We start from the raw sequence: 21,827 nt of genomic DNA on the forward strand, positions 1-21,827 counted from the left end.
AATTCCCTAATAAAGAAAAACTTTTTACTTGCTTATTGTAAAGTCTTTTGCAAAATAAGGCAGGCGCCATTTGCTACTATAGGGTGTTTGTTTTTATTGTATGGAGAAAGAACATGACCACAGATCGTTATCAAAAAGGTTTAGACAAACTGAAAGAGCTGACGGTGCCTACCCCTGACTGTGCCACTGGGCACATGGATATTGGTGCCGGTTTTAAAGACGTGGCACCGGATTTGCAGCGTTGGGTGGTGGAGTTTGCGTTTGGTGATGTGTATGCACGGCCAGGCTTAGATAATAAACAAAAAGTACTGACCACCATTTCCGCTTTAGTCGCCCAAGGCACGCCTCAGATTGGGATGCATGTGGTGACAGGATTAAATGTAGGGCTGACCCCCGATGAAATTGTTGGTTGTATTATGCATTTGGTGCCATATGTGGGGTTTCCGCGCGCACTAAATGCATTACGCGTCGCGCAAGACGTGTTTGCTGAGCAGGGCGTGAAAATCAGTCAAGCGCAAGACTTGGCTTAAAGCTGAAATTGTCCAGGCGTTACGCCTACGATTTGCTTAAAAAGCGCAATCAATGCACTGGGGGATTCATAACCAAGATCGCTCGCAATGCGTTTGACGGCATGGCCTTCCCCCAGTTTTTGTAAAGCTAATAAAATCAAGAGTTGTTGGCGCCATCGACGAAAACTCATACCGGTTTGTTTTTGAATATGGCGCGCTAGTGTTCGCTCACTGCAGGCAAAGCGTTGTGCCCATGTGCTGAGTCGAATCCGTTGTTGAGGATGCTGCAAAATCGATTGTGCCATTTGTTGCAAGCGTGGCTCTGTGGGCAATGGCGCATATAAATCTAAGGTTTTAACTTGTTGTAGTCCCATGATCAGTACTTCTTGCATGGCACAAGTCAACGCGTTGTTTTCATACGGGTAGGGTTCGTGAGCCAACTGCTGGATAAGGGCTTGAATCCAAGCGGGTATGGCAAGTAATTGAGCGGTGGCTGGCAGCTGACCAATACAGCGATCAATAAACACATAAGACACCTTTGCATTGGCTGAGCTATGGTTGCTATGGATATGTTCAGCTGGGATCCACATGGCACTGTTTGGGGGCACCAGCCAATAGCCGTTTTCTACCTTACAGGTGACGAGGCCTTGATGCACAAGAATTAATTGGCCATTTTGATGTTGATGCAATGGCAGCTCTGCCGCTGTTTTCCCAATTTGTGTCTGTAATACGAATAAAGCCCCCGTTAATTGGTCTGGGTTAATAGGGCTCATGCCGTAGGCGTGCCACGGGTTTGTCTGATTTGAGCTATTGATTGTCATATTAACGCCTTTATGACGGGGAAGGGATGACGTAAAGTCATCCTATTACTTTGTTACTGTTATAGCTTTAGGATAACTATGAAATTATTACGACGCCCTGAATGGTTGATTTTGGGCATTGTGTGTATTGCTGCTAACCTGCGCGCGCCGATTACGAGCTTGCCGACTGTGGTGGATTTAATCCAGATTGATACGGGGTTAAGTTCAGCAGCTCTGGGTTTGTTGACTTCTTTGCCGTTATTTGTATTTGCCTTGGTGTCATTGTGTAGTGCTAGCGTTGCTCAGCGCTTTGGGTTGGAGCGTAGTCTTTATTATGCCATTTGGTTCATGTTAATTGGAGTAGGGCTACGTTCTTTACCGCATTTAGCCGCTCTTTATATGGGTAACAATATCATTGCGGTGGGCATCGCATTGGGTAATGTGCTTTTGCCAGGTTTAATTAAGCGCGATTTCCCCCAGCGTATTGCGTTGATTACCTCCTTGTATGCTTTGAGCATGGGAATTATTGCTGCTCTGGTATCAGCGGTGACCGTGCCTATTGCGCATGTTTGGGGTTGGCGTATAGCCCTTTTGGCCATGAGTCTAATGATTCTTATTACGTTAGTGGTGTGGTGGCCACAACGTCACAAAGGCCGTCCTCAAGCAGAGCAGCGTCGCCGTAGTGCATCAATATCTTTATGGCGTCATCCTTTAGCGTGGCAGGTATCGCTATTTCTGGGTTTGAATTCTTTGATGTATTACATTGTTGTTAGCTGGTTGCCGGCTATGTTGCAGGCGTCGGGTTTTAGCGCCGATGAGGCAGCAAGCATGCAGGGGGTTTTGCAGTTAGCAACAGCCATACCGGGTTTGGTTATTGTGCCATTGATTGCTCGTTTTAAAGATCAACGTATAGTGGTGGTACTCATGATGCTGCCAGTGTTTGTGGGGCTGCTGGGGCTGTGGTTGTATCCGGATGCCGCCTGGTGGTGGAGTGTTATTTTAGGTTTTGGTTCGGGGGCGGTTTTTGTGCTGGCACTATCTTTTGTGGGAATGCGAGTCGCGACCGCGCCTTTGGCCGCGGCGTTGTCGGGGATGGCGCAGTTTATCGGTTACTTATTAGCGGCAGGAGGACCCGCATTAACGGGTAAGATGCATGATATTAGCCAATCCTGGGCGAGTACTTTGATTTTTTGTCTTGTGATTGCCGTGATGATGCTAATCAGTGGTTTATATGCTGGGCGAGATCAGCAGATTCAAGCCTAAAACTGAAACAGCCTGTCTTTTTTACTCAGGTAGGCCAAGGGTGCGGTATGCTAGCTCTAATGCGATAAGGAGAAAACCATGCGAAAGTGGCTCATAGTAGTAGGCGTCATATTTTTGAGCGCTTGCTCGAAGGCGCACATGTTACCGACCCAACCAGATGTCAACTTACAGCGTTATGCAGGGACGTGGTATGAACAGGCTCGACTGCCAAATCGCTTTCAAAAGCAGTGTGCAAAAGACGTCCAAGCTCACTATATATTTCAAGTAAACTCCTTACTGGTAAAAAATCAGTGTGTGCAGGCAAATGGTGAGGGAGTAGAAGCGCAGGGCGAAGGTCGGTTATCTGATGCGGTGACACCATTAAACCCAGCCGTACTGGAGGTACGCTTTGCGCCCAAGTGGTTATCTTGGCTACCGTTGGTGTGGGGGGACTATTGGATTCTAAAAATAGAAGGCGACTACCAAGCCGCTTTGGTAGGCTCGCCAAACCGGAAGTATTTATGGGTGTTGTCACGATCCCCCCAAGAGGACCCGCACGTGGTTACCCAGCTTATTAATTATGCCCAGAGCCTAGGCTTTGATACTCAGCAGATGATTACGCATAATAACTAATATCAGCTATTCTCAGGAAACACCATGGTGAACTTATTGGTCGCTTTGGCCGTGACAGCCGTCGCTGCTTGGCATTTTAATTGGCGTGCTTTTATTAAAGATACAGCTTTGCAACAGCTCAGTCTGATTTGCATGTTAATTCTGGTCTCTTTGTGGATGGTGCGCACGGGTATTCAACCAGGCTTACATTTACATTTTTTGGGGTTAACCACTTTGGCGTTAATGCTGGGGTGGCGCTTAAGCCTTTTGGTTGCTAGTGTGGCGTTACTGGTAAGTACACTCATGGGGGTTGATCAATGGGCGCTGTTTGGCATGAATTGGTTGTATGGCGTCGTGTGGCCGATTAGTTTGAGCTATTTTATTTTTTTATTGAGCTACAGCTACATGCCACGCCACTTGTTTGTTTATATTTTTATTGCGGGCTTTGCTAATGCGGCGCTTACCATTACGGCGCAAATGGGCGCATTTGCTTTGTATTATGCTTGGCAGGATCTCTACAGTTGGCGTGTATTGGTCGAAGACTATTTAAAAATCATCCCTTTAATGTTATTTCCCGAGGGATTGATCAATGGGATGTCGATTGCTACGCTAGTGGTATATAAACCCGAGTGGGTGTGTACATTTTTGGATAAGGACTATTTGCATAAAAAGTCTTAATGCAAAAGGAAAAAGCGATGCGTAAAGGTTTGCGGATGAGTGGGTTAGTTGGCTTGGTTTGCTTATTAACCGCTTGTGGTAGCCCCTCTGGGCCCACAGCACCACCGGCAGCTGGGGTAACCAGTTCGGCGGCTTGTCGTTGGGATCCACAAAGCTGCATGTACGAGGGCTCGTATGAGCCCGGAGAAAAAGAGTTTGCCGAACAGCGTGCTAAAGATTTGAATCGAGCTGCTGCACGTAAGTTACGGCGAGCTAGTTGGTGGTAATGGGGTATTTGGCCCCAATTCGTGCCCCTAGTAGAATACCAAGACAAGCGATAAGCGAACTCAGCGATAGCGTAGATAAGCCACCAAGACCTTGTCCTATAGAGCAGCCCAAGGCCAGCACCCCGCCTATGCCCATGAACACAGCACCTAGCGCGTAGCGAGCCATTTGTGTGCTAGTGCTAAAACCCTGTAGTTGCCATTGGCCGCGTACGAGGGCACTGATTAAGGCACCCAGAATCACCCCTAAGACCACGGTGATACCAAAGCGTAGCTCCATACCCGTAGCTAGCATGCTGTATTGAATGGTGTCTCCAATAGGAAGAATAAAGCTCAGTGACATCACAGGGATCGGGTCAAACGGGTCAGCACCCAGCCAGCCGGTGACAAACCAAGCCGCGACCATGAGCAGGCCTATCATAATCCCACCAGCTAAGGCTTTAGTTTTATGAGCGGAGCCGGGGGTTCTAATGGCAAATAACAAAAGACCTAGCACAAGTACAGCGACGCTTAAGTGGCGCATTAGCCCTTGTTGCCAAGGCAACGCCGGCATGTTGAGGCTGGTAGCCTGTGCGAGCATCAAGCGCAATGGGGCTAAGACGCCGGTTAACGTCAGATAAGCGCTGATACCAAGCACCAAAAGTACGAATAATGAGCGTAGATTGCCTTGTCCAAAAAGGACTAAGGCCCGGCCACCGCAGCTATTGGCGAGCATCATGCCATAGCCAAAAAGAAAGCCGCCTAGTGGCAACAATAACCAAGATATGGTGGGTTGTAGGTAGACGGATTGGGTAATATCCACCCATTGCCCTATGTAGACAAGATGTGTACCCAGCAAAGCTACAGCTAGCGCGATGGCAAAGGCCGCGAGCTGGTCATTGGGTTGAAGCGACCAGCGTTGGCGTAAGCCACGCACCAAACAGAAACCTGAGATTTGGCTAGTGGCACCAAATAGGCCACCAATGAGCAGTCCACTGCTCAAAACAACGGTGGAGGTTGGCATGGATGCTCCTGATGTTAAGCGTGTGGTTCTGTACCCCAAATATCCAATGAGATAGCTTCGTACCAAGCCGCCCCATATTGCGCTTCGCGTCGACGGAAATCCGCATCCGCATCACGCGGGCTAACGCCACCAGAAGCCTCGACCAGTTGGTTGTTATTGACTGCATACAGGTGACCAACAGAGATACCGTAATCTGGGGCGATAAGACTGTAGCACGTGTTAGTAAAGGATGGCTCTGCAGGGGCCTGCCCAGAAAGGGCATTCACAATGGCTGCTGCAGCGACCTTGGCTTGAGTATTCGCCGCAAAACCTGATTTGGGCATGGGTGACGCAATGGTGGCATCACCGACAACATACACATCAGGTACATGTTGCGAGGCAAAAGTGGTCGGGTCAATGGGCACCCACAGGCTTTGGTCGGCCACCCCAGACTGGTGAGCGATCTGTGCTGCCTGCTGGGGTGGAATCACATTCAAAACATCGGCTTGATGTTGATCCCCAAACTCGGTTTCGACAAGCCCTTGTTTAGCATCCACCCGTATTACCCGCCCCCCTTGTGACATGGGCACCCATTCGATCATATCCCCATAAATGTGTTGCCAAGCATCTTGGAATAAAGCTTGTTTAGAAAACGCATCCTTGGCATCAAGAATAAGGATTTTGGATTTGGGTTTATGCTGACTGAAGTAGTGCGCAACCATGCTCACGCGTTCGTAGGGACCAGGAGGGCAACGAAAAGGGTTTTCAGGAGCCACTAGGATAAAAGTCCCCCCATCGGGCATGGCATCAAGCTGTTTTTTGAGTAGCTGCGTTTGCGCTCCGGCCTTCCAAGCATGTGGGGCAAGCTCTGCTGCCTCCTCGTCATAGCCTTCGAGCGCATGCCAACGCATATCCACCCCGGGAGATAACAGAAGCTTGTCATAAGCTAAGGAGGCGCCTTGGGCAAGCTGCACGGTTTTTTTATCGGGGTCCACGGCTGTGGCGATATCGTGGATGATTTCAATGCCTTGGGCACGTAAGTCATCATATGAGTGAGCTTGTTGCTCAAAACGTCGTAACCCGCCTAAATATAGGTTGCTAAATGGGCAGGTATAAAAAGTTTTGGCGGGCTCGATAAGACGGACATGGATAGATGGGTCTCGGCGCTTAATATAACGAGCGGCTGTCGCTCCACCAAAACCACCCCCTACGACGACGACTTGTGCTGAGGCGGGGCGTGCATAACTGGGGACCGATAATAAAACAGCGCTAGCAGCGGTGGTTTGCCCGACGTGTTTTAACCACTGACGGCGGGAGTAGCCTTGATTCTTTTTCATCTTTGAGACGCCTTATCTGAAACCGGCTCAATCGGTGCTTGTTGTGAAAAATACTGGGCAAGCGCGCGTAGTTGCGACTCTTCATAGCCCGCGACTAAGCGATGCATAATTGTAGAAGGAGCGCGATCAGCTTTAAAAGCCAGAAGTTGCTCGCGTAGCACAGATTCGGGCTGCCCAACAATAGTAGGGATGGCGCTGGTGTGGGTTTGATGGCAGTTCACACAGACACTGGCTTGTAAACGAACATCAAAGGGGCGAGTATCCGCTGTGACTTGGCTGCCCCATAGACCCAATAAGATACTCGCGCCTAGAGTGAATAGGCGCTTATTGTTGATGCGTTTCATCGGTTTACCTCTAGCTCTACGGCACCCGAGATGGTTTGGTTGGCATCATCAACCCACTGCATAGATAGGGTGCCTGATTCACGCGCAACAAAGGTAAACTCAATATAAGGGTTTTGAGAGATCGCCGTTTCGGGTTGCCAAGTAAACAGAAGCTGATCATTGAGCTTGGCTGTAAAGGTATGCACAATATGGCGGGGTATTACATTGCCGTCATTATCTAAACGCATACCACTTTCCATGCGATGTTCGATTAAAGCCCGCACGCGCACAATTTCGCCTGCCATAGGCTTGGCATTACTGATCCAAATACGAGGTTTTGTCATAGAGTCCCTTTTTACATGCCGCAGCCACCAGCGGTGACCGTGATGTGACGCTGTGCCATCAAAATACGACCATCATTCATACGTGCTAAGGCACGGATGTTCTGGCTTTCTATGAGACGCAACCGCACGGCAACTTCGGTGGTGCCTGCTAAAGCCGTGAACTGGAATCGGCAAGCGAGTGGTTTAGGGTTGCTTTCTGCCAATATAATTAATTCTTCGCAAAAGTTTTCGGGGGTGATGCTTTCATCGAAAACAACTTTGACCGGAACCGCGGCAGGGTTATCGCCTAAAACCGGCATATCCAGTTTCAGCCCCGTGGTAATGGGGCTTTGCCCTTGCGTAAAATCATCCAAAATGGCTTTAACTTCAGCGGCAGTGGCTGGACGCAGCAGCTCATTGATTGCAGATTGGGCTCGTAAAGTGGGTGGTAGGAAAGTGGTGCCTAGGCCCAATGCTGTTGCGATTAAAAGCTGACGACGTTTTACAAGATGAGCTGGTGCGATGAGAAGGTTAGAGGAAGTCATTGAAGCGGCTCTTAATCCAGTCGAAGTCTTCTTGAACTAAATCAGTGGAGCGAACGTCCATATCGATTTGGGTTTGTAGTACTTTGCCGGTGGCATCGACTTCGTATTCAAATTTAACCGAGATTTCTTCTTGCGGGTCGCCATTGACCATCATATAGCATAAGTTATCGGGCAGAACCGGTACGATTTCTTTGCCTGTTATGCGCTCATAGAGGTTTTGAGAGACAATTTTGGCAATGGCATGAGCCACGTGACCGCTTTTAGGGTAGTGGCCAAACTGATCCGAGATCATCCCCATGCAGTCTCCAACAAAGTACACATTGTCATCGCTGTTAGCGGTAAACAGGCGCGGATGCATATCTGCCCAGCCGGTGGGTTTACCGTTTTCGTCTTTACCGATGAGATCAGCATACCAAACCATATCGGAGGCTTGGTGTGGGGGCATGAGGACCGCATCATCAAAGGTGAAATCTCCAGCAGCGGTTTTGATTTTTTTGTTAAACGGGTCGACCTCTTTGACGACAGCATTGGGCACATGCGTAATGATGTCGGGGTATAGCTCTTCGAAAGCGGCCTTATAGCCTTCGCCAATGGGGGCAATTTTAGGTTTGGGATCTAAAATAATAATTTTGCCTGGGATCTTATTTTTTTTGATATGCCACGCCATCAGACAGGCTCGCTCATAAGGAGAAGGAGGGCAGCGATGGGGTGGGGGCGGCAACGTCATGACAATCGTACCGCCTTTAAAGGCTTTGAGCTTATTTTTGAGTGCGAACATTTCCGCGTTGGGGATATACGCATTAGGAAAATGTTTGCGTGTGTATTCGGCCGCGTACAGGTCATTACCAAACCACGCGTCATACGCATTTCGGATACCACCAGAAAGAATTAAGTAGTCGTAGTCAATCAGCCCATGCGCAGTACGCACTTGTTTTTTATCGCGCTCAAAAGCCGTGACTTCTGTATTGATTAAGGTGTAGCCATATTTGTTGGCGGGCTCGAGCATATCGTGATTGACAAAGTCTGTGTTGACGATATCAACCAACCATTTATTGCTCATTGGGCCAGACCAAAAGGTGGGGTTTTTTTCTAATAACACCACGTCTGCGTCGGGGATAAGCTCGGGTAAAAAGCGAGCCGCAGTCATCCCCCCCCAGCCTCCACCACAGATTACGATGCGTGGGCCTTTGCCCCGCCGTGGTAGAAGTTGGGTATTGCTATGAATGGCTAAGGGAGCGGTTAAACCGGTTTTGGGTAGTACCAATGCGCCGAGCGCCAAAGCGGGTGGCGTCAGCATGAAGTGTCTTCTGTTCATTTTTATCCTCGTAGTCATACCATGACACACGTAACGATGGATCCATACTGATCACATCTGGCGTGGCGCCAGTATAACTGATTTTTATCGAATAAGGAAAAGTAGGGGGAGAAGCGAAAGATAGGGAGTTTTTATCCGTTGTTGGTTTTGCGAATAGTGCAAAGCTTTTGCTTTTTGCATACTGATGTGACTGGAATTAACACAGGAGGAAGCGATGCAAAAGCCTTTACAGGAATCCCAGAAACAACAGCTTGGCCAAGGGATGGTGGAATACATCATTATTGTAGCCCTCGTTGCCGTAGCCGCCATTGCGGTTTTTCAGCTATTTGGACAAGTGGTGCGCTCCCAGACAGCAGCCATGGCTAAGGAATTAGCCGGTGAGGATGGGACGGCAGAATCTCAACAAGCACAAAGTGCCGCAAACTTAAGCTCAGGGCAAACCGAAAGCAAAAGTCTACAAAGCTTTACGGGTAATGCTGCACAGGCAGGTGGTCAGTAATATGCGTGCTTCACAGCAAGGTCAGGTCTTAGTGCTGGGGCTGTTGTTTGCACTCTTGCTAGGCTTGGTACTGCAGCGATTTTTTTATGTAGGGCAAGTTAATCAGCAGGTGGTGCGTCAACGACATGCATTAGATGCTGCGACTTATAGCGGAGCATTATTGCAAGCACAGGTGTTGAACTATACCGCGTATATGCAGCGCGCTTATATAGGGCACCAATTAGCGATGGCACATTTAATCACCATGGCCTCATGGGCACATTTTGCTGGTACGGAAGCGGTACGGGTTGGGTTACGTAACCCACCCGTCAGTGTGATTGGGATGATGTTTGGACCAGAGCACGCCATAGCCTACCAATCCTCGACATTAGCTGCTGGTTCGACTCAGGAAGCGGGTTTTTATAGAGCTTTAGGGCGTGCTTTTGCTCAGCATGATCATTTCGCACAGCAGGTAATGAGCCCATCATTATTGCAAATTCGTCAGCAGCTGCCCTTGTGGCGTGAGCAAGTCATGTGGCAGGTACTCCAAGATAATTATCCGGAGTTTGATCCTAACCAATTAAAACAGCAGATGCAGTTGCATATTTATGATGAAAGCTGGGATGGGTATACCGTCTGGGAGCCAGGGTTGAGCTTACGTCCTTGGTTGCAGGAGCTCATGAAACATTATGCGTTTTTGCAGCCACGTAATCATACGATAAAAAATACGTGGGTCGTGGACCCACGTTGTCCTCACAAGCGTCATGAATTACGGCGGCGTGGGCAAACACAGTTGGATGAAAAAGGCTTGTGGCATGCAGAGGATACGCAGTCTTACCATGCTTTACGCTCTAATCGTTGGATTGGCTGCTATCACAGAGAATACCCAATGGGGTGGGCTTGGTTACCGAGCCACGCTCAAAAAACCTCAGCAACAGAAGTGATCGACGATCCACCAGAAGACTTCTCTCAGCAGGACTTTTGGCGTTGGGTAGAGCAAAACACGAACTGGAATATTTTTTCAGGAAATAGTAATCCATTAGCGGCATCGTGGGCGAAAAAAGATCAAAAAACGTGGCAAGGAAGAGGGCTGGCTGCGTGGTTACGCGTACAAGAAAAGCCTTCCTCACTGGCATTTAGCACAGAGTTAATTTGGCAGAGTCCCTATGGTGTAACAATGAGTAGCCGCAGTGGTGCAGAAAGCTATTTTGTACGCCCTCATCCTCGTCAAGACAGAAAAAAAGAGAAATCGAATTTGCTCCATGCCTTTTGGCAGGCGCGTTTGCAGCATCGCCATTGGTTAACGCCATTAGGAATAGGAGGAAAAGATGAATAAACAGCGAGGGCAAGCCATGGTGGAAATGCTGGTGGTTGTGGTCATGGTGTGGTTGCTGATTGCGGCAGTGATGTGGTTACAACGCTGGCAGCAAATTAAATTACAAACACAGCATCATGCCGCATTGAGTGCGTTTCGCTTTAGTCAGGGGTGGGAGTTGGGGGCGAATCAACCGGTATGGCAACCCACATATCACGAGGGTTTATTAAGTCCAATTGCACATGAATGGCATGCCAATGCACAGCCTCTAGGTGTGATGTCAATCTTACCCAGCTTTATGCAGCAAGCACAAAGAGAAGGTCTGTTTGCTCAGTCACAGCGTTGGCGCTTTTCTACGGTGGTATCGGATAGTGGCTGGTTGCCAGCGGCTTGGGCACAGAAAAAACCGTATTTTCTCAGCGAGCTAAAACTAAGTAGTCAGACAAGTATTTGGGTGGGGGCGGGGCATGCTTTATCGGATGAGGATATGGTGCAGCGTATTGAAAAAAGTGATTCTTTATGGGGGACAGCAGCGCAGTCGCAACGTTTAGTAAGAGGATGGGAGACACGTTTACAAGCAGTGGATCGCCCTTGGGCGCGTGCATCGCCTCAAGTCGACTGGTTACGTCCTTGGCAGCATGATTTACCGATGTTTGAGTATGAATAAGGGCAAGTTATGTGGCGATGGTTAGGGATAGGGCTGCTATGGCTGCTAGCTCCATTAGCACAGGCTCAGTTATTGCCCGCTTTGGCACACATGCCTTGGCAGTGGTCTGAAGTTGAGTCATGGCTATGGCAAGGGCAACGTATTCAAAGTCAACAGTTTAGAGCGCAAGCAACAGCAGATCAGGTAGTGCATATATTGCAAGAGCAGTTGCAAGAGAGCTTTTATTTACAACGCACACAAGCAGCATGGTTAATCTCATTTCAAAAGCAACAAGCGCACTATATGGTCATGCTCACCCAGCAAGAAGAGCAAACAGAAGGTTGGGTTTCTGTCTGGAACTGGGAGCTAACGACTCCCTTAGTGACACCTTTTATATTGCAAGGCTTAGTAACACAGATATGGCAAATGCAGTGGGAGCAGTCCTGGCCTCAGTATGTTATGGCGAAGCCGAAAAGCGCTTATAGCTGGAGTCACTTTGTTAAACGCTTATATCAGACCGTGTCTTTAGGACGAGTTCGCTGTGCTACCGACAGGTGGTGTGAGTGGCAACAAGACCAGTATCAGTATGTTATTTGGAACGAGGGTGAGTTTTGGCATTTGGTTTGGTGGCCGCTGACTAAAAAGGAGTGATCAATGAGACTTTTTCGTTTGGGTGCTCACCATAAGTTTTTCTTATGGGCAGGAGTGGTGTTCTTAGGAGCTGGGGTAGCCGTTTGGGCTGGGTATCGGCATTTAGAGCAACAGCGTTTGCTGTTAGAGCAAAAAAATCGTCCTGTTTTGATTGAGCGGGTTGTCGCTGCACAGGATTTACCAGCAGGAACGGTTTTACATGAAATGCATTTAGCTGTTCGTGCTTTTCCTCAACAGTCTATACCTGCTGATAGTGTGACGCCGGAGCAGTATACACGGCTTCTGGGAATGGTATTACGCGGTCCTATTAAAGCGGGCGATATGGTTTTGGGGGTTCACACTGTAGCGGCGACAACAGAGCATTTTTCAGCACGCTTAGCAAATGGAAGAAGAGCTGTGACAATGCCAGTGGATCAAATTAATGCGCTGGCCGGATTGTTACGAGCAGGTGATCTGGTTGATTTGTATGTCAGTTTCGATCATCAGCGTCGTAAAGTGACAGCCCCGTTGTTGCAAGGGGTATTGGTACTAGCCACTGATGATAATACGGATCAACAAGGAGGTACAGGAAGCTATGCGACGGTGACTTTAGATTTGAGTCCAGAAGATGGGGCTAAGTTGGTGGCTGCTCGCCAAGTAGGCATGATCACCGCGATGTTACGTAACCCACATGATATGCATCTATCGGATAAGGCGGTACGTGGAGATTTAGCGACTTTATTAGGCTTGTCTACGAGCGCTACAGAATTTAAGTCCGTGCCTGTCATTTATGGAAATAAAGTACCGCGACAGATACGTGCTACAGATGCTAAGCCAGCAGCAGTGCGTGAGGCGGTTGTAACCATTCCCACAGCTGAGCAGCTGAGTTATCTACAGGAGTGATGCGATGAAGCCATTTCGTCTCTTGTTTTTTCTGTTGCTTGGGGTGTATTGGAGTGCTAGCTCAGGAGCGCAGTCAGCCACACATTGGTTGTTACATATAGGGGAAATGCGCATTATGGAGATCCCTGATGTGGCGCGTGTGGCTGTGGGAGATGGTCATGTTATTAATGCTGTGACCTCCGACGATAAAGAGGTATTAGTGTTTGCTCGTAATCCTGGAGCGAGTACATTGACGGTTTGGACTCAATCAGGGGGGCACCGGACTTTTTATGTAGAGGTTAAAGAGCCGATGCAAACCCAAGCTGTGCATGAGTTAAAAGAACTATTGCAACGTATACCTCAATTGCAGGTGAGTGTTGTTGGAGATCAAGTAGTAGTAGAGGGTGCACAGTTAACAGCCACGCACCGACAGCAGCTCGAGGAGCTGAAAAAGCGATATCCCCAAATCTTAGATCTAAGCCATACCATGTCTTGGGAGCCGATGGTGTTACTCGACGTTAAGGTCTTAGAGATTCCTAGAAATCTGATGCAAGAGTTAGGCGTACGATGGGCTGATCAAAGCGAGGGTGGTTTGCATGCAGGACTGGCTTGGGATGGAGGTAGCGCTAAGCTGCTCGATAGACCGGGCGAGGTAGTCATGCCTTTACCGTATCAGCCTGGAGCGATGGCAGGATATTTTGGCTTGAATGCCTTGTTAGCGGCTCGTCTTCAAGCGTTAAGCCAGACAGGACAGGCAGTTGTGCTTGCTCAACCTCAGCTATTAGCACGTAGCGGGGCTACCGCTGAGTTTTTAGCGGGTGGCGAAGTGCCTTACTCCACTACGGATCAAAATGGAAATGCGAATACGTCGTTCAAACCGTATGGGGTTTCATTAAAAATAACGCCTTTTTTGGAAAGCTCAGGAGCGGTGCGTTCCCATGTGGATGTAGAGGTCAGCTCTATTGATCCGAGCTTATCTATTCCTACGGGCCCTTCATTAAAAACGCGTCGTGCTAGTACAGAGTTTAATGTGCAGTCGGGGCAGACTTTAGTATTAGCAGGATTTATTTCGCGGGATATGGCTGAGAATGCGTATCGAGTCCCTGGTCTGCATCATATTCCTATTTTGGGGCAGCTTTTCCAATCTAAACGTTATCAACGCAATGAGACTGAGCTTGCTATTTTTGTCACGCCGTACTTGGTGGACGCTCAGCATCAATCCTTACAGCAACGAGTTAATAGTGCTCAACAGATGATCAATGAGCACTTTATTGCCCCAGTTTTAAATCATCCTATCGAAAACCCAGTTTCCAAGGTCGCGACGATCGGGTGGAATCCTTGGTTGGGAGCGGGTTCACAATGGCAAGTAGCAGAGGAGCAATATGCAGTTACACCTTGATTTGTGCTTTCAAAATGGCCATCAAGAACAGCGTCAGCTGTCCGTGCCAATAACAATAGGAAAAAGCAGTGATAACGACGTGGTAATTGGGGGTTGGCGGGTGATGAAAGAGCACGCCCAGATTTTTCTAGAAGGGCAGGCGCTCTATATTGAGGATTTTGGCACATTGGGTGGAACGGTAGTAAATCAAAAGCGAATTAGTCGCTATGGTCCTCTCAAAGTAGGTGACGAGATTATTATCGGGGCGTGTTTAATTACTGTTCTACGTATTGTGGAGACAGAAGTATTAACTTCAGTGAGTAATACACCTTCTGTCATGCCGCATAGGGAAGTCCCAGATCGTCATGCTCAGCAAAAGCTACGGCAGCTACAGTCATTTTTACATCAGCAGTTAGTTCAAGAATTGGATCTGCGACGTAAAGATATTGAGGCGCTGTCAGATACACAATTACGAGAGCAGGCGCGTGTGCATTTGTTGCGCATTTTAACTGAGCAGTCAGAACAAAGCTGGCCGTGTTCACAAGAACAGCTGATCAATTTGGTTTTAAATGAGGCCATAGGTCTAGGGCCATTAGAGCCTTTACTTGCCGAGGAGGATATCACGGAGATTATGGTGAATGGCTTCGATCAGATTTATGTGGAACGAGGGGGTAAATGTGAGTGGGTGTCTGCGTCGTTCAGTAGCGAAGCCGCTCTATTAGCCATTATCGAACGCATTGTGAGTCCTTTAGGTCGGCGTATTGATGACTCCTCACCCATGGTGGATGCGCGTTTAAAAGACGGCTCTAGGGTAAATGCAGTGATTGCACCGGTTGCTATTCACGGCCCGTGCTTAACTATTCGTAAGTTCAGTCGGCACCGCTTGGACTTAGTGCAGCTTCAGCAAAAAGGGGCATTGAGTGCAGTGATGGCGCAGTTTTTACAATATTGCGTTCAACATAAAAAAAATATGGTTGTTGCTGGCGGTACAGGTAGCGGTAAAACCACTTTATTGAATAGTTTGTCGAATTACATTCCAGATCATGAGCGCATTATTACCATTGAGGATGCAGCAGAACTACAGCTAAAGCAGGGCAACGTAGTTAGTTTAGAGGCTCGCCCTGCAAACAGTGAGGGTAAAGGATTAATTACGATCCGTGATTTGGTACGTAATGCACTACGAATGCGTCCTGATCGTATTGTGGTGGGCGAGTGTCGTGGGGCTGAAGCCTTTGATATGTTGAGTGCAATGAACACCGGGCATGAAGGTTCATTAACAACGCTTCATGCCAATAGCCCACGAGATGCTTTAGCTCGTTTAGAGACGCTTATTTTAATGGCTGGTATGGATTTACCTTTGCATGCTGTTCGGGAGCATATTGCAAGTGCGCTGCATTTAATCATACAGCAAAGTCGTTTACAAGACGGGAGACGGGTCATTAGCCGGATTAGTGAGATTACAGGCATGGAAAGTGGGCGTATTCAGATGCAAGACTTATTTGTATTTGATCCAGCACGACACACTTTTTATGCCACTGGGGTGATGCCTTTGTGTTTTGGCGATATGTTGAATTCAGTGCCAGCGGAGTGGTTCATGCCTACATCAGGAGAGTGTTATGTGGCTAGTGCTTAGTTTAATGGCTTGGGGGACCGTGGCGGTCTTAGGGTTGGTTTACCTACCGCAATTGTGGCGTTATGGGCAAACTTTAAAGCAGTATTTTTTACAGCGCTCAGAGCAAGATCTTGCAGCCCGGTTTGTTTTTATTCAAGGGCATGCACTGGCACCATTGTTTTGGGTATCTTTAGTGGTGGGGGCAGGGCTGTTTGGTTGGGCTACCGGCTCTTGGTGGTGGATGCTTATTGGGGCGATGTTGAGTGTAATGGTCTGGCCGTTAGCGCTACGGTGGTGGAAAAAGCGGCGCTTACAACATTATGAAAAACAGCTGCCTGATTATTTGTTGGCGTTGGCTGGAGCGTTACGCGCTGGTAGTAGCTTGGCTGTGGCTATGCAACGCATGACACCATTGTGTCATGCCCCTTTGGTGCAGGAACTAAGCCTAGTTTTACGTGAACAAAGAATGGGAGTAGCGCGAGATGAAGCGTTTGCTAGGCTGTATGCGCGTATGCCCTGCGAAGGAAACAGCCTACTGCGATCGGCGCTGGCAGTGGCAGGACAAAGCGGTGGGGGGTTAGCTGACTTGCTTGAATCCATGGCGCATACGATTAATCAACGGCTGTATATAGAGGGCAGGATTCGAGCGCTTACAGCCCAAGGGCGAATTCAGGCTTGGGTGATGGTGGCATTGCCTTTCCTGGTAGGAGCCGCTTTATATGTGTTAGACAGTGCTTTGATCGCGCCTTTGTGGCAAGAAGCTTCGGGGCGCTGGGTGCTATTAACCATTATTGTGTTAGAAGCACTTGGGTTGTGGTTAATTTATCGTATCGTAAATATCCGTTTATAGAGGGGCAGGATGTGGTTGGGAATTAGTTTGGCTTGTGCTTTTATAAGCTGTGGGGTGTTGTTGTGGGGGCTATTTAGACCTTTGTGGGCTAGACCTAGGCAGGATGCGGTTTTGCCAAAAACTTGGTGGTCGCCGTGGTGGCAAGCTTGGGTTGAGATTTGTCGTCCTTTTTTTAGTTGGCGCTATCGGTTGCGTTTGCAGCGGCTTCTTCGTTTAGATGAAATACAAATAGAGGTGTTTTTTGCTAGACAGTGTGCTGGAGCCATGCTGGGGGCGTTAGTGGGGGTGCTAGTTGGGGGGATTTGGATGGGGGTTATAGGTCTAGGGTTAGGTTTTTACCTGCCTATATTAGGATGGCAGCGACGTTTGCGTTTACAACAACAGCAAATGCAGTATGACTTTCCTTTTATGCTGGACTTATTAACTTTGAGTTTAGAGGCTGGTATGGGGGCGTGGATGGCATTACAACTCTGCGTACAGCATTTGCCTGACCAGGCTTTACGCGCTCATCTACAAAAGGTGTTAGATGAGTTGCGCACAGGGGTACCAAGGGATGAGGTTTTAACACGGCTAGCTAATCAAGTGGATTTAGATGAAATGCAGGCTTTTGTTGCGGCCTGGCAGCAGTCGTTAGATATGGGGGTTAGTTTAGGGCCGTTATTGCGACAGCAAGCACAGCAACGGCGCCAAGAGCGTTTTCTGCGAGCTGAAAAAAAAGCCATGGAAGCCCCGGTGAAAATGCTTTTTCCTTTAGTCACTTGTATTTTTCCATGTACGTTTTTAGTCATTGGTTATCCTTTGGTATTTCAATTATGGCAAGCTTTTTAGCATCTGATCCGTTATGGATACAGACAGGGGTGCGTCTTTATCAAGCTCAAGGTATGTGGGCACGTTTGTATGGTTGGCATGTGTTTACTTATCCACAGCACGCTTTGTATTTTGCTCATTGTCGTGCTGTCCAAGGGATTGGGCTAAAACAGCCCTTATGGGTCGTATTTGTGGATAGGGAGGGCCGACCACTGCGGACCTGGCAGCGTTTACAGTTCGTATGTAGTTGCTGGGATAAACGGGTGCATGGTGTAATAGAAACGGCAATTTCTAATACAAAAAAGCGCCATCAATTGTGGATGGCGCTAGCACAACATGGAATAGCTCAGACTATACCTTGGCGGGTAAATTGTTTTGGCCAAAGACGCTGCGATAAATAGGATAAAAGCTACTGTATAGAAGGGCCATCACAATGAGATTAACAGGGGTGATCAGAAAATGGGCTAGGCTTGCGTCGGTGATATGTAGCAAAAGCGATGCGAGCCATTGCATTGCCATATAAATCAAAAACCAGCAAAAACCAAATATCAGCAAAGCCCCTTTATTACGCCAACATGCCACCATGGAATAAAACAGGGCTTTTTTCAACGGAATATGATGCCAACCCATAAGCGCCGGGGCATGCCAGAATAAAATTGAGATACCTGCATAGAGGATCCCAAAGAGCATAAAGGGTGCTTTAACGACTTGCATTAGCGCGTCAGGGTCGATGCTGTCTTGTTCTAACACGGGCAGAATATTGTTAGTAAAAGGTAGCACTGCAATAAACCCAGCTAGCGTACAGCAAATTAAATAAGCAATACCCAAGCGTATCATTGCTTGTTTAACCGGCGTGGTGCGTAGAGGCTCTAGCCATAGACCTAAAGGGGTGGGTTGGTTGCGCTCAATACGTACACAGGCGTTAAGGGCAACAAAACCCAATGTTGGGGTCAGTGCAATTAATGTCAGTTGGCCTAAGATAGGGATTAAATAGCTTAGGTTAATCAGTAAGCTAGTCATTAAACTCCAGAAAAGCATGGTCATAGGTTGGCGCTTAAACAACGCCCAACCTTGTAATAACCACGCCCAACCGTAACTAGCGGGAAGACGTGCAGCCTGCATGAATTATCCTATGAGTTCATCCAAAGAGATTTGTGGTTGACGACGTGCTTGAAGTACACGCTCGAAATGGGTGGGGTCATGGGGTTTTAAAGTCTGCGCAGGGCGAGGCAGATAAAAATCATATAAACGTGACACCCAAAAACGCAGGGCTGCGGCTTGTAAAACCAGTGGCCATGCTTGCTTTTCTGCCTCGGTAAAGGGGCGGATTGCGTGATAAGCGCCTAACCAAGCTCGAAGCGGTTCGAGTAAAAAGGTACCAGTGTCGCGCTCGATACACCAATCATTGACGCTGACAGCAATATCAAAAATCCAGGTATCACAGCCCGCAAAATAAAAGTCAATAAAACCACCCATTACGGGTTGTTCAGCTGTACCGGCAAAGAGTACGTTATCTCTGAATAGATCACAGTGTGCCGGACCAGAGGGGAGCTGAGCATACAGCTCGCTGGCAAAAAAAGCTTGTTGTTCTGTTAGTACTGTGGTGATGAGCTGGTGTTGCTCGGCGTTTAAAAAAGGCAAGATAGCAGGAATAGTTTGTTCCCACCAAGGTAGACTACGTAGATTGGGTTGTGTCAGGGGATAGTCTTGAGCTGCTAAGTGGGTTTGAGCCAGTGTTTGTGCTGCTAGGGCACAATGTTTTAGGTTCGGTTCGGGCACATAGCTGCCATCTAAACGTGTTACGATCGCGCAGGGTTTATCATGCATACGCGTCAAACGCTGTCCGTTTTTTAGCGTTTGAGGAGAGGGCACAGGAATACCTTTTTCTGCCAGGTGGTGCATGAGCTCAATATAGAAGGGCAGCTGTTCAAAGGTCAGTACCTCGAACAAGGTCAATACATATTCCCCGGTGGTGGTGGTAAGAAAATAGTTGGTGTTTTCAATACCGGCGCTGATACCTCGTAAAGAAACCAGTTCACCCAGATTATAATGTTGCAATAGCGCGCGCGCATCGGCGTCGGTAACAGGAGTAAAAACAGCCATGTTGTTAAAATGATCAATAAAATAAGAGCATTGAGTACGACAGCATGGATTCTGTCGCCGTGATGAATAAAAGTCCAGTATAAAGCCTATTTAGGCCGGTGGCTTTTTGATTGATTAAATAGGTTAGTTGTGAGTCTACATGCAAACATGGCTTTGAGCCAAATAGATCCGTTACCTGCACCAAGCCCGTGGGCGCTTTGTGTGGCCCCAATGATTGATGTTACCGACCGCTATTGTCGGTATTTTCACCGGCTTTTAGCACCACATGCGCGTCTTTATACCGAAATGATTACTACTGGTGCGTTAGAGTATGGTGATGTGGCGCGGCATTTGCGTTTTGATCCTTCTGAGCACCCCGTGGCTTTGCAGTTGGGCGGGAGCGATCGGCAGGCCTTAGTAAAAAGCGCGAAGCTGGGCGAGCAGTGGGGGTATGATGAAATCAATTTAAACTGTGGCTGTCCTTCGGACCGGGTGCTCAAAGGCTCGTTTGGGGCAATATTAATGAGTCAACCGCTTTTGGTCGCCGATTGTCTTAAAGCGATGCAAGATGCGGTTTCGATACCTGTTACAGTAAAACATCGCTTAGGCTTGGATTACGAAGACTCATACAGCTTTGTGCGTGATTTTGTAGGTATCCAGTACGAGGTGGGGGTACGGGTTTTTATTGTGCATGCGCGTAATGCTGTGCTTAAGGGCTTATCGCCTAAAGAAAATCGTGATATTCCGCCGTTGCGTTATGATTATGCGGCGCAGCTAAAAACGGATTTTCCAGAGGCTACCTTTGTTTTAAATGGGGGCATCAGTACCGTGGCACAATGCCAAACGCATCTTCAAACTTTTGATGGTGTGATGATTGGCCGTGCGGCTTGGCATACTCCTGCTGTGCTTGGACAAATGCACGATGTGATATGGCCTCAAGTCACTCGTCTAGACGAAGAGGCCGTCTTAGCGCGGATGTATCAGTATTTAGCACAAGAACTCCAAGCTGGTACACGCCCACGTCAGATTACTAAAGCCATGCTGGGTTGGGCGCATGGCAAACCGGGCGCACGCCAGTGGCGGCGTCATTTGTCTGACCCAGCGCAAATGGCCCGAGCCGATGCCAAGGTGTTGCTCGAGGCCTGGGATTTATTACGGTCGACTACTGGGGCTGACTAGCTTCTACACAGAGCAGTTGGACGAGGTCAGCGGCAGCGATAGCTCGACTTAAGGGAGCACCCTGACCCGCCCAGTAAGCGGCAAAATCGGTATTGTTGTGTTGCAGGGCGGCAGTGTGCAGTGCTTTGCCGGCGCTATAAGCAATAGGGTAATCAGGCACAAAATCTGCAAAGGTGGCAATTTCAGTATGCATACGGTTTTTTAGACCACGAGCAGGGCGCCCTGAAATAACCGAGGTAACGTCTGTGTTTAGGCTGTGCGCACTGAGTAGCTGTGCGCGATAATGGGAGTCAGCCGCTGACTCGGGGCAGCTGATAAAAGCAGTGCCCAGTTGTACGGCGTGAGCACCGAGCTTTAAAACGGCGGCAATTTGTTGTCCCGTCATCAAGCCCCCAGCAGCGATAATAGGTAGCTCGATATGGCGCGTTAATAAGCTTATTAATGGTAATAGGCCCAGTTGTAAATCCTCGTTGGGGTCAAAGACGCCGCGATGCCCACCCGCTTCGAAGCCCTGCGCAATGATGCCGTCTACCCCACTATGGGCTAAGACTAAGGCCTCAGAGAGTTGAGTGGCACAGCCCCACACCACGATGCCAGCGCGTTGGAGCTGTTGGATGACATGGGGTTCAGGGATCCCAAAATGAAAGCTCACAATAGCAGGACGTTCCTCGCATAACATGGCGATGAGCTCGGGGTTGTGTTGAGCAGTCACATAAGGGATAGAGAGGCTTGAGGGGGGAGCTACCCCGAACTCGGCGAAATAGGGCTCAAGAATTTCTAACCATTTTTGCTCTGCGGCTGGAAAGGGCGCTACGGGTTGATGACAGAAAAAATTGACATTAAAAGGGCGAGGAGTGAGCGCTTTAAGGGCGTGAATCTGTTGGCGCGCCTGCGCGATAGAGAGATGGCCTAAGCCCAGTGAGCCTATACCGCCAGCATTACAGACGGCTGCTGCTAAGGCAGGAGTGCTGACTCCGGCCATTGGCGCTTGAATTAAAGGGATTGGTAATTCAAAAAAATCACACCATGTTGCCACGTT

Annotated in this window: 25 protein-coding genes; 15 read left to right on the top strand and 10 right to left on the bottom strand. The window is 48.5% G+C overall.

Annotation, left to right across the window (positions count from 1 at the left end; translation table 11 throughout):
• The first annotated feature begins 113 nt into the window (after nt 1–113).
• Nucleotides 114–530, top strand: a complete 417-nt coding sequence (locus ABD980_RS09335; RefSeq protein ID WP_300647475.1) for a carboxymuconolactone decarboxylase family protein — start codon at nt 114–116, stop codon at nt 528–530.
• On the opposite strand, the gene ABD980_RS09340 is transcribed toward ABD980_RS09335, so the two are convergent.
• Nucleotides 527–1,330 (bottom strand): helix-turn-helix domain-containing protein, encoded by an 804-nt coding sequence (locus ABD980_RS09340; protein WP_345371254.1) that lies wholly within the window; start codon nt 1,328–1,330, stop codon nt 527–529. The genes ABD980_RS09335 and ABD980_RS09340 overlap by 4 nt on opposite strands.
• Nucleotides 1,331–1,408: 78 nt before the next feature.
• Here ABD980_RS09340 and ABD980_RS09345 point away from each other — a divergent pair, with 78 nt between their 5' ends.
• The 4 genes from ABD980_RS09345 (at nt 1,409) to ABD980_RS09360 (ending at nt 4,107) form a co-directional block, all read left to right on the top strand.
• Entirely contained in the window at nt 1,409–2,572 is a 1,164-nt protein-coding gene (locus ABD980_RS09345) for an MFS transporter (protein ID WP_300647477.1), read from the top strand.
• A 138-nt stretch (nt 2,573–2,710) separates the two neighbouring features.
• The gene (locus ABD980_RS09350; protein WP_300647478.1) at nt 2,711–3,184 is read left to right on the top strand and encodes a lipocalin family protein; all 474 of its coding nucleotides are present in this window, start codon (nt 2,711–2,713) and stop codon (nt 3,182–3,184) included.
• Nucleotides 3,185–3,208: 24 nt separating this feature from the next.
• On the top strand, nt 3,209–3,841 hold the full coding sequence (locus ABD980_RS09355) for an energy-coupling factor ABC transporter permease (protein ID WP_345371257.1): 633 nt from the start codon (nt 3,209–3,211) through the stop codon (nt 3,839–3,841).
• Between the two features lie 17 nt (nt 3,842–3,858).
• Nucleotides 3,859–4,107 (top strand): hypothetical protein, encoded by a 249-nt coding sequence (locus tag ABD980_RS09360; protein WP_345371259.1) that lies wholly within the window; start codon nt 3,859–3,861, stop codon nt 4,105–4,107.
• On the opposite strand, the gene ABD980_RS09365 is transcribed toward ABD980_RS09360, so the two are convergent.
• From ABD980_RS09365 to ABD980_RS09390, 6 genes are read right to left on the bottom strand one after another with little or no spacing between them, the layout of a single operon-like run.
• Nucleotides 4,094–5,107 (bottom strand): YeeE/YedE thiosulfate transporter family protein, encoded by a 1,014-nt coding sequence (locus ABD980_RS09365; protein WP_345371261.1) that lies wholly within the window; start codon nt 5,105–5,107, stop codon nt 4,094–4,096. The two genes, ABD980_RS09360 and ABD980_RS09365, sit on opposite strands and share 14 nt — an antisense overlap.
• 14 nt (nt 5,108–5,121) lie before the next feature.
• On the bottom strand, nt 5,122–6,423 hold the full coding sequence (locus ABD980_RS09370; RefSeq protein WP_345371263.1) for an NAD(P)/FAD-dependent oxidoreductase: 1,302 nt from the start codon (nt 6,421–6,423) through the stop codon (nt 5,122–5,124).
• Nucleotides 6,420–6,767 carry a c-type cytochrome gene (locus ABD980_RS09375; protein WP_345371265.1) on the bottom strand — a complete coding sequence of 116 codons (348 nt, stop codon included), beginning with the start codon at nt 6,765–6,767 and terminating at the stop codon, nt 6,420–6,422. Before ABD980_RS09375 ends, ABD980_RS09370 begins: the two co-directional genes overlap by 4 nt.
• Entirely contained in the window at nt 6,764–7,090 is a 327-nt protein-coding gene (gene soxZ / locus ABD980_RS09380; RefSeq protein ID WP_345371267.1) for a thiosulfate oxidation carrier complex protein SoxZ, read from the bottom strand. Before soxZ ends, ABD980_RS09375 begins: the two co-directional genes overlap by 4 nt.
• 11 nt (nt 7,091–7,101) lie before the next feature.
• Nucleotides 7,102–7,614, bottom strand: a complete 513-nt coding sequence (locus ABD980_RS09385; RefSeq protein ID WP_345371269.1) for a thiosulfate oxidation carrier protein SoxY — start codon at nt 7,612–7,614, stop codon at nt 7,102–7,104.
• A complete protein-coding gene (locus ABD980_RS09390) occupies nt 7,601–8,929 on the bottom strand; it encodes an FAD-dependent oxidoreductase (RefSeq protein ID WP_260648883.1) in 1,329 nt (442 codons plus the stop codon). Before ABD980_RS09390 ends, ABD980_RS09385 begins: the two co-directional genes overlap by 14 nt.
• A gap of 214 nt (nt 8,930–9,143) precedes the next feature.
• On the opposite strand from ABD980_RS09390, the gene ABD980_RS09395 reads away from it, so the two are divergent.
• The 9 genes from ABD980_RS09395 (at nt 9,144) to ABD980_RS09435 (ending at nt 17,548) form a co-directional block, all read left to right on the top strand.
• On the top strand, nt 9,144–9,428 hold the full coding sequence (locus ABD980_RS09395) for a hypothetical protein (RefSeq protein ID WP_345371272.1): 285 nt from the start codon (nt 9,144–9,146) through the stop codon (nt 9,426–9,428).
• 1 nt (nt 9,429) lies between these two features.
• On the top strand, nt 9,430–10,743 hold the full coding sequence (locus ABD980_RS09400) for a hypothetical protein (RefSeq protein WP_345371274.1): 1,314 nt from the start codon (nt 9,430–9,432) through the stop codon (nt 10,741–10,743).
• Nucleotides 10,736–11,389, top strand: a complete 654-nt coding sequence (locus ABD980_RS09405) for a hypothetical protein (protein WP_260648880.1) — start codon at nt 10,736–10,738, stop codon at nt 11,387–11,389. Before ABD980_RS09400 ends, ABD980_RS09405 begins: the two co-directional genes overlap by 8 nt.
• A gap of 9 nt (nt 11,390–11,398) precedes the next feature.
• The gene (locus ABD980_RS09410; protein WP_345371277.1) at nt 11,399–12,019 is read left to right on the top strand and encodes a hypothetical protein; all 621 of its coding nucleotides are present in this window, start codon (nt 11,399–11,401) and stop codon (nt 12,017–12,019) included.
• A gap of 3 nt (nt 12,020–12,022) precedes the next feature.
• Nucleotides 12,023–12,901 (top strand): Flp pilus assembly protein CpaB, encoded by an 879-nt coding sequence (gene cpaB / locus ABD980_RS09415; protein WP_345371279.1) that lies wholly within the window; start codon nt 12,023–12,025, stop codon nt 12,899–12,901.
• A 4-nt stretch (nt 12,902–12,905) separates the two neighbouring features.
• Nucleotides 12,906–14,279, top strand: coding sequence for a type II and III secretion system protein family protein (locus ABD980_RS09420; RefSeq protein ID WP_345371281.1), 1,374 nt, complete (start codon nt 12,906–12,908; stop codon nt 14,277–14,279).
• Complete coding sequence (locus ABD980_RS09425) at nt 14,263–15,891, top strand: TadA family conjugal transfer-associated ATPase (protein WP_345371283.1); 1,629 nt, start codon at nt 14,263–14,265, stop codon at nt 15,889–15,891. Before ABD980_RS09420 ends, ABD980_RS09425 begins: the two co-directional genes overlap by 17 nt.
• Nucleotides 15,875–16,720: a type II secretion system F family protein gene (locus ABD980_RS09430; protein ID WP_345371285.1), complete on the top strand. Its 846-nt coding sequence runs from the start codon at nt 15,875–15,877 to the stop codon at nt 16,718–16,720. The genes ABD980_RS09425 and ABD980_RS09430 overlap by 17 nt, the downstream gene beginning before the upstream one ends.
• Before the next feature lie 111 nt (nt 16,721–16,831).
• Nucleotides 16,832–17,548 (top strand): type II secretion system F family protein, encoded by a 717-nt coding sequence (locus ABD980_RS09435; RefSeq protein WP_345371287.1) that lies wholly within the window; start codon nt 16,832–16,834, stop codon nt 17,546–17,548.
• A gap of 330 nt (nt 17,549–17,878) precedes the next feature.
• Here ABD980_RS09435 and ABD980_RS09440 read toward each other — a convergent pair whose 3' ends face one another.
• Together ABD980_RS09440 and ABD980_RS09445 are read right to left on the bottom strand one after the other, a co-directional pair.
• Nucleotides 17,879–18,649, bottom strand: coding sequence for a BPSS1780 family membrane protein (locus ABD980_RS09440; RefSeq protein ID WP_345371289.1), 771 nt, complete (start codon nt 18,647–18,649; stop codon nt 17,879–17,881).
• Between the two features lie 3 nt (nt 18,650–18,652).
• Nucleotides 18,653–19,630, bottom strand: coding sequence for a homoserine kinase (locus ABD980_RS09445; RefSeq protein WP_345371291.1), 978 nt, complete (start codon nt 19,628–19,630; stop codon nt 18,653–18,655).
• Between the two features lie 147 nt (nt 19,631–19,777).
• Here ABD980_RS09445 and dusA point away from each other — a divergent pair, with 147 nt between their 5' ends.
• Nucleotides 19,778–20,788, top strand: coding sequence for a tRNA dihydrouridine(20/20a) synthase DusA (gene dusA / locus ABD980_RS09450; protein WP_345371745.1), 1,011 nt, complete (start codon nt 19,778–19,780; stop codon nt 20,786–20,788).
• Here the strand turns inward: dusA and ABD980_RS09455 are convergent.
• Nucleotides 20,772–21,824 (bottom strand): NAD(P)H-dependent flavin oxidoreductase, encoded by a 1,053-nt coding sequence (locus ABD980_RS09455; RefSeq protein WP_345371293.1) that lies wholly within the window; start codon nt 21,822–21,824, stop codon nt 20,772–20,774. The two genes, dusA and ABD980_RS09455, sit on opposite strands and share 17 nt — an antisense overlap.
• Between the last annotated feature and the right edge of the window lie 3 nt (nt 21,825–21,827).

The organism is Paenalcaligenes hermetiae (genome assembly GCF_039543645.1).
Classification (GTDB): Bacteria; Pseudomonadota; Gammaproteobacteria; order Burkholderiales; family Burkholderiaceae_B; genus Paenalcaligenes; species Paenalcaligenes hermetiae.

What these genes read in the sequence shown, in the direction of transcription:
- ABD980_RS09335 (WP_300647475.1), top strand. Translation starts at nt 114, where the DNA reads ATGACCACAGATCGTTATCAAAAAGGTTTAGACAAACTGAAAGAGCTG.
- ABD980_RS09340 (WP_345371254.1), bottom strand. Translation starts at nt 1,330, where the DNA reads ATGACAATCAATAGCTCAAATCAGACAAACCCGTGGCACGCCTACGGC.
- ABD980_RS09345 (WP_300647477.1), top strand. Translation starts at nt 1,409, where the DNA reads ATGAAATTATTACGACGCCCTGAATGGTTGATTTTGGGCATTGTGTGT.
- ABD980_RS09350 (WP_300647478.1), top strand. Translation starts at nt 2,711, where the DNA reads ATGTTACCGACCCAACCAGATGTCAACTTACAGCGTTATGCAGGGACG.
- ABD980_RS09355 (WP_345371257.1), top strand. Translation starts at nt 3,209, where the DNA reads ATGGTGAACTTATTGGTCGCTTTGGCCGTGACAGCCGTCGCTGCTTGG.
- ABD980_RS09360 (WP_345371259.1), top strand. Translation starts at nt 3,859, where the DNA reads ATGCGTAAAGGTTTGCGGATGAGTGGGTTAGTTGGCTTGGTTTGCTTA.
- ABD980_RS09365 (WP_345371261.1), bottom strand. Translation starts at nt 5,107, where the DNA reads ATGCCAACCTCCACCGTTGTTTTGAGCAGTGGACTGCTCATTGGTGGC.
- ABD980_RS09370 (WP_345371263.1), bottom strand. Translation starts at nt 6,423, where the DNA reads ATGAAAAAGAATCAAGGCTACTCCCGCCGTCAGTGGTTAAAACACGTC.
- ABD980_RS09375 (WP_345371265.1), bottom strand. Translation starts at nt 6,767, where the DNA reads ATGAAACGCATCAACAATAAGCGCCTATTCACTCTAGGCGCGAGTATC.
- soxZ (WP_345371267.1), bottom strand. Translation starts at nt 7,090, where the DNA reads ATGACAAAACCTCGTATTTGGATCAGTAATGCCAAGCCTATGGCAGGC.
- ABD980_RS09385 (WP_345371269.1), bottom strand. Translation starts at nt 7,614, where the DNA reads ATGACTTCCTCTAACCTTCTCATCGCACCAGCTCATCTTGTAAAACGT.
- ABD980_RS09390 (WP_260648883.1), bottom strand. Translation starts at nt 8,929, where the DNA reads ATGAACAGAAGACACTTCATGCTGACGCCACCCGCTTTGGCGCTCGGC.
- ABD980_RS09395 (WP_345371272.1), top strand. Translation starts at nt 9,144, where the DNA reads ATGCAAAAGCCTTTACAGGAATCCCAGAAACAACAGCTTGGCCAAGGG.
- ABD980_RS09400 (WP_345371274.1), top strand. Translation starts at nt 9,430, where the DNA reads ATGCGTGCTTCACAGCAAGGTCAGGTCTTAGTGCTGGGGCTGTTGTTT.
- ABD980_RS09405 (WP_260648880.1), top strand. Translation starts at nt 10,736, where the DNA reads ATGAATAAACAGCGAGGGCAAGCCATGGTGGAAATGCTGGTGGTTGTG.
- ABD980_RS09410 (WP_345371277.1), top strand. Translation starts at nt 11,399, where the DNA reads ATGTGGCGATGGTTAGGGATAGGGCTGCTATGGCTGCTAGCTCCATTA.
- cpaB (WP_345371279.1), top strand. Translation starts at nt 12,023, where the DNA reads ATGAGACTTTTTCGTTTGGGTGCTCACCATAAGTTTTTCTTATGGGCA.
- ABD980_RS09420 (WP_345371281.1), top strand. Translation starts at nt 12,906, where the DNA reads ATGAAGCCATTTCGTCTCTTGTTTTTTCTGTTGCTTGGGGTGTATTGG.
- ABD980_RS09425 (WP_345371283.1), top strand. Translation starts at nt 14,263, where the DNA reads ATGCAGTTACACCTTGATTTGTGCTTTCAAAATGGCCATCAAGAACAG.
- ABD980_RS09430 (WP_345371285.1), top strand. Translation starts at nt 15,875, where the DNA reads ATGTGGCTAGTGCTTAGTTTAATGGCTTGGGGGACCGTGGCGGTCTTA.
- ABD980_RS09440 (WP_345371289.1), bottom strand. Translation starts at nt 18,649, where the DNA reads ATGCAGGCTGCACGTCTTCCCGCTAGTTACGGTTGGGCGTGGTTATTA.
- ABD980_RS09445 (WP_345371291.1), bottom strand. Translation starts at nt 19,630, where the DNA reads ATGGCTGTTTTTACTCCTGTTACCGACGCCGATGCGCGCGCGCTATTG.
- dusA (WP_345371745.1), top strand. Translation starts at nt 19,778, where the DNA reads ATGGCTTTGAGCCAAATAGATCCGTTACCTGCACCAAGCCCGTGGGCG.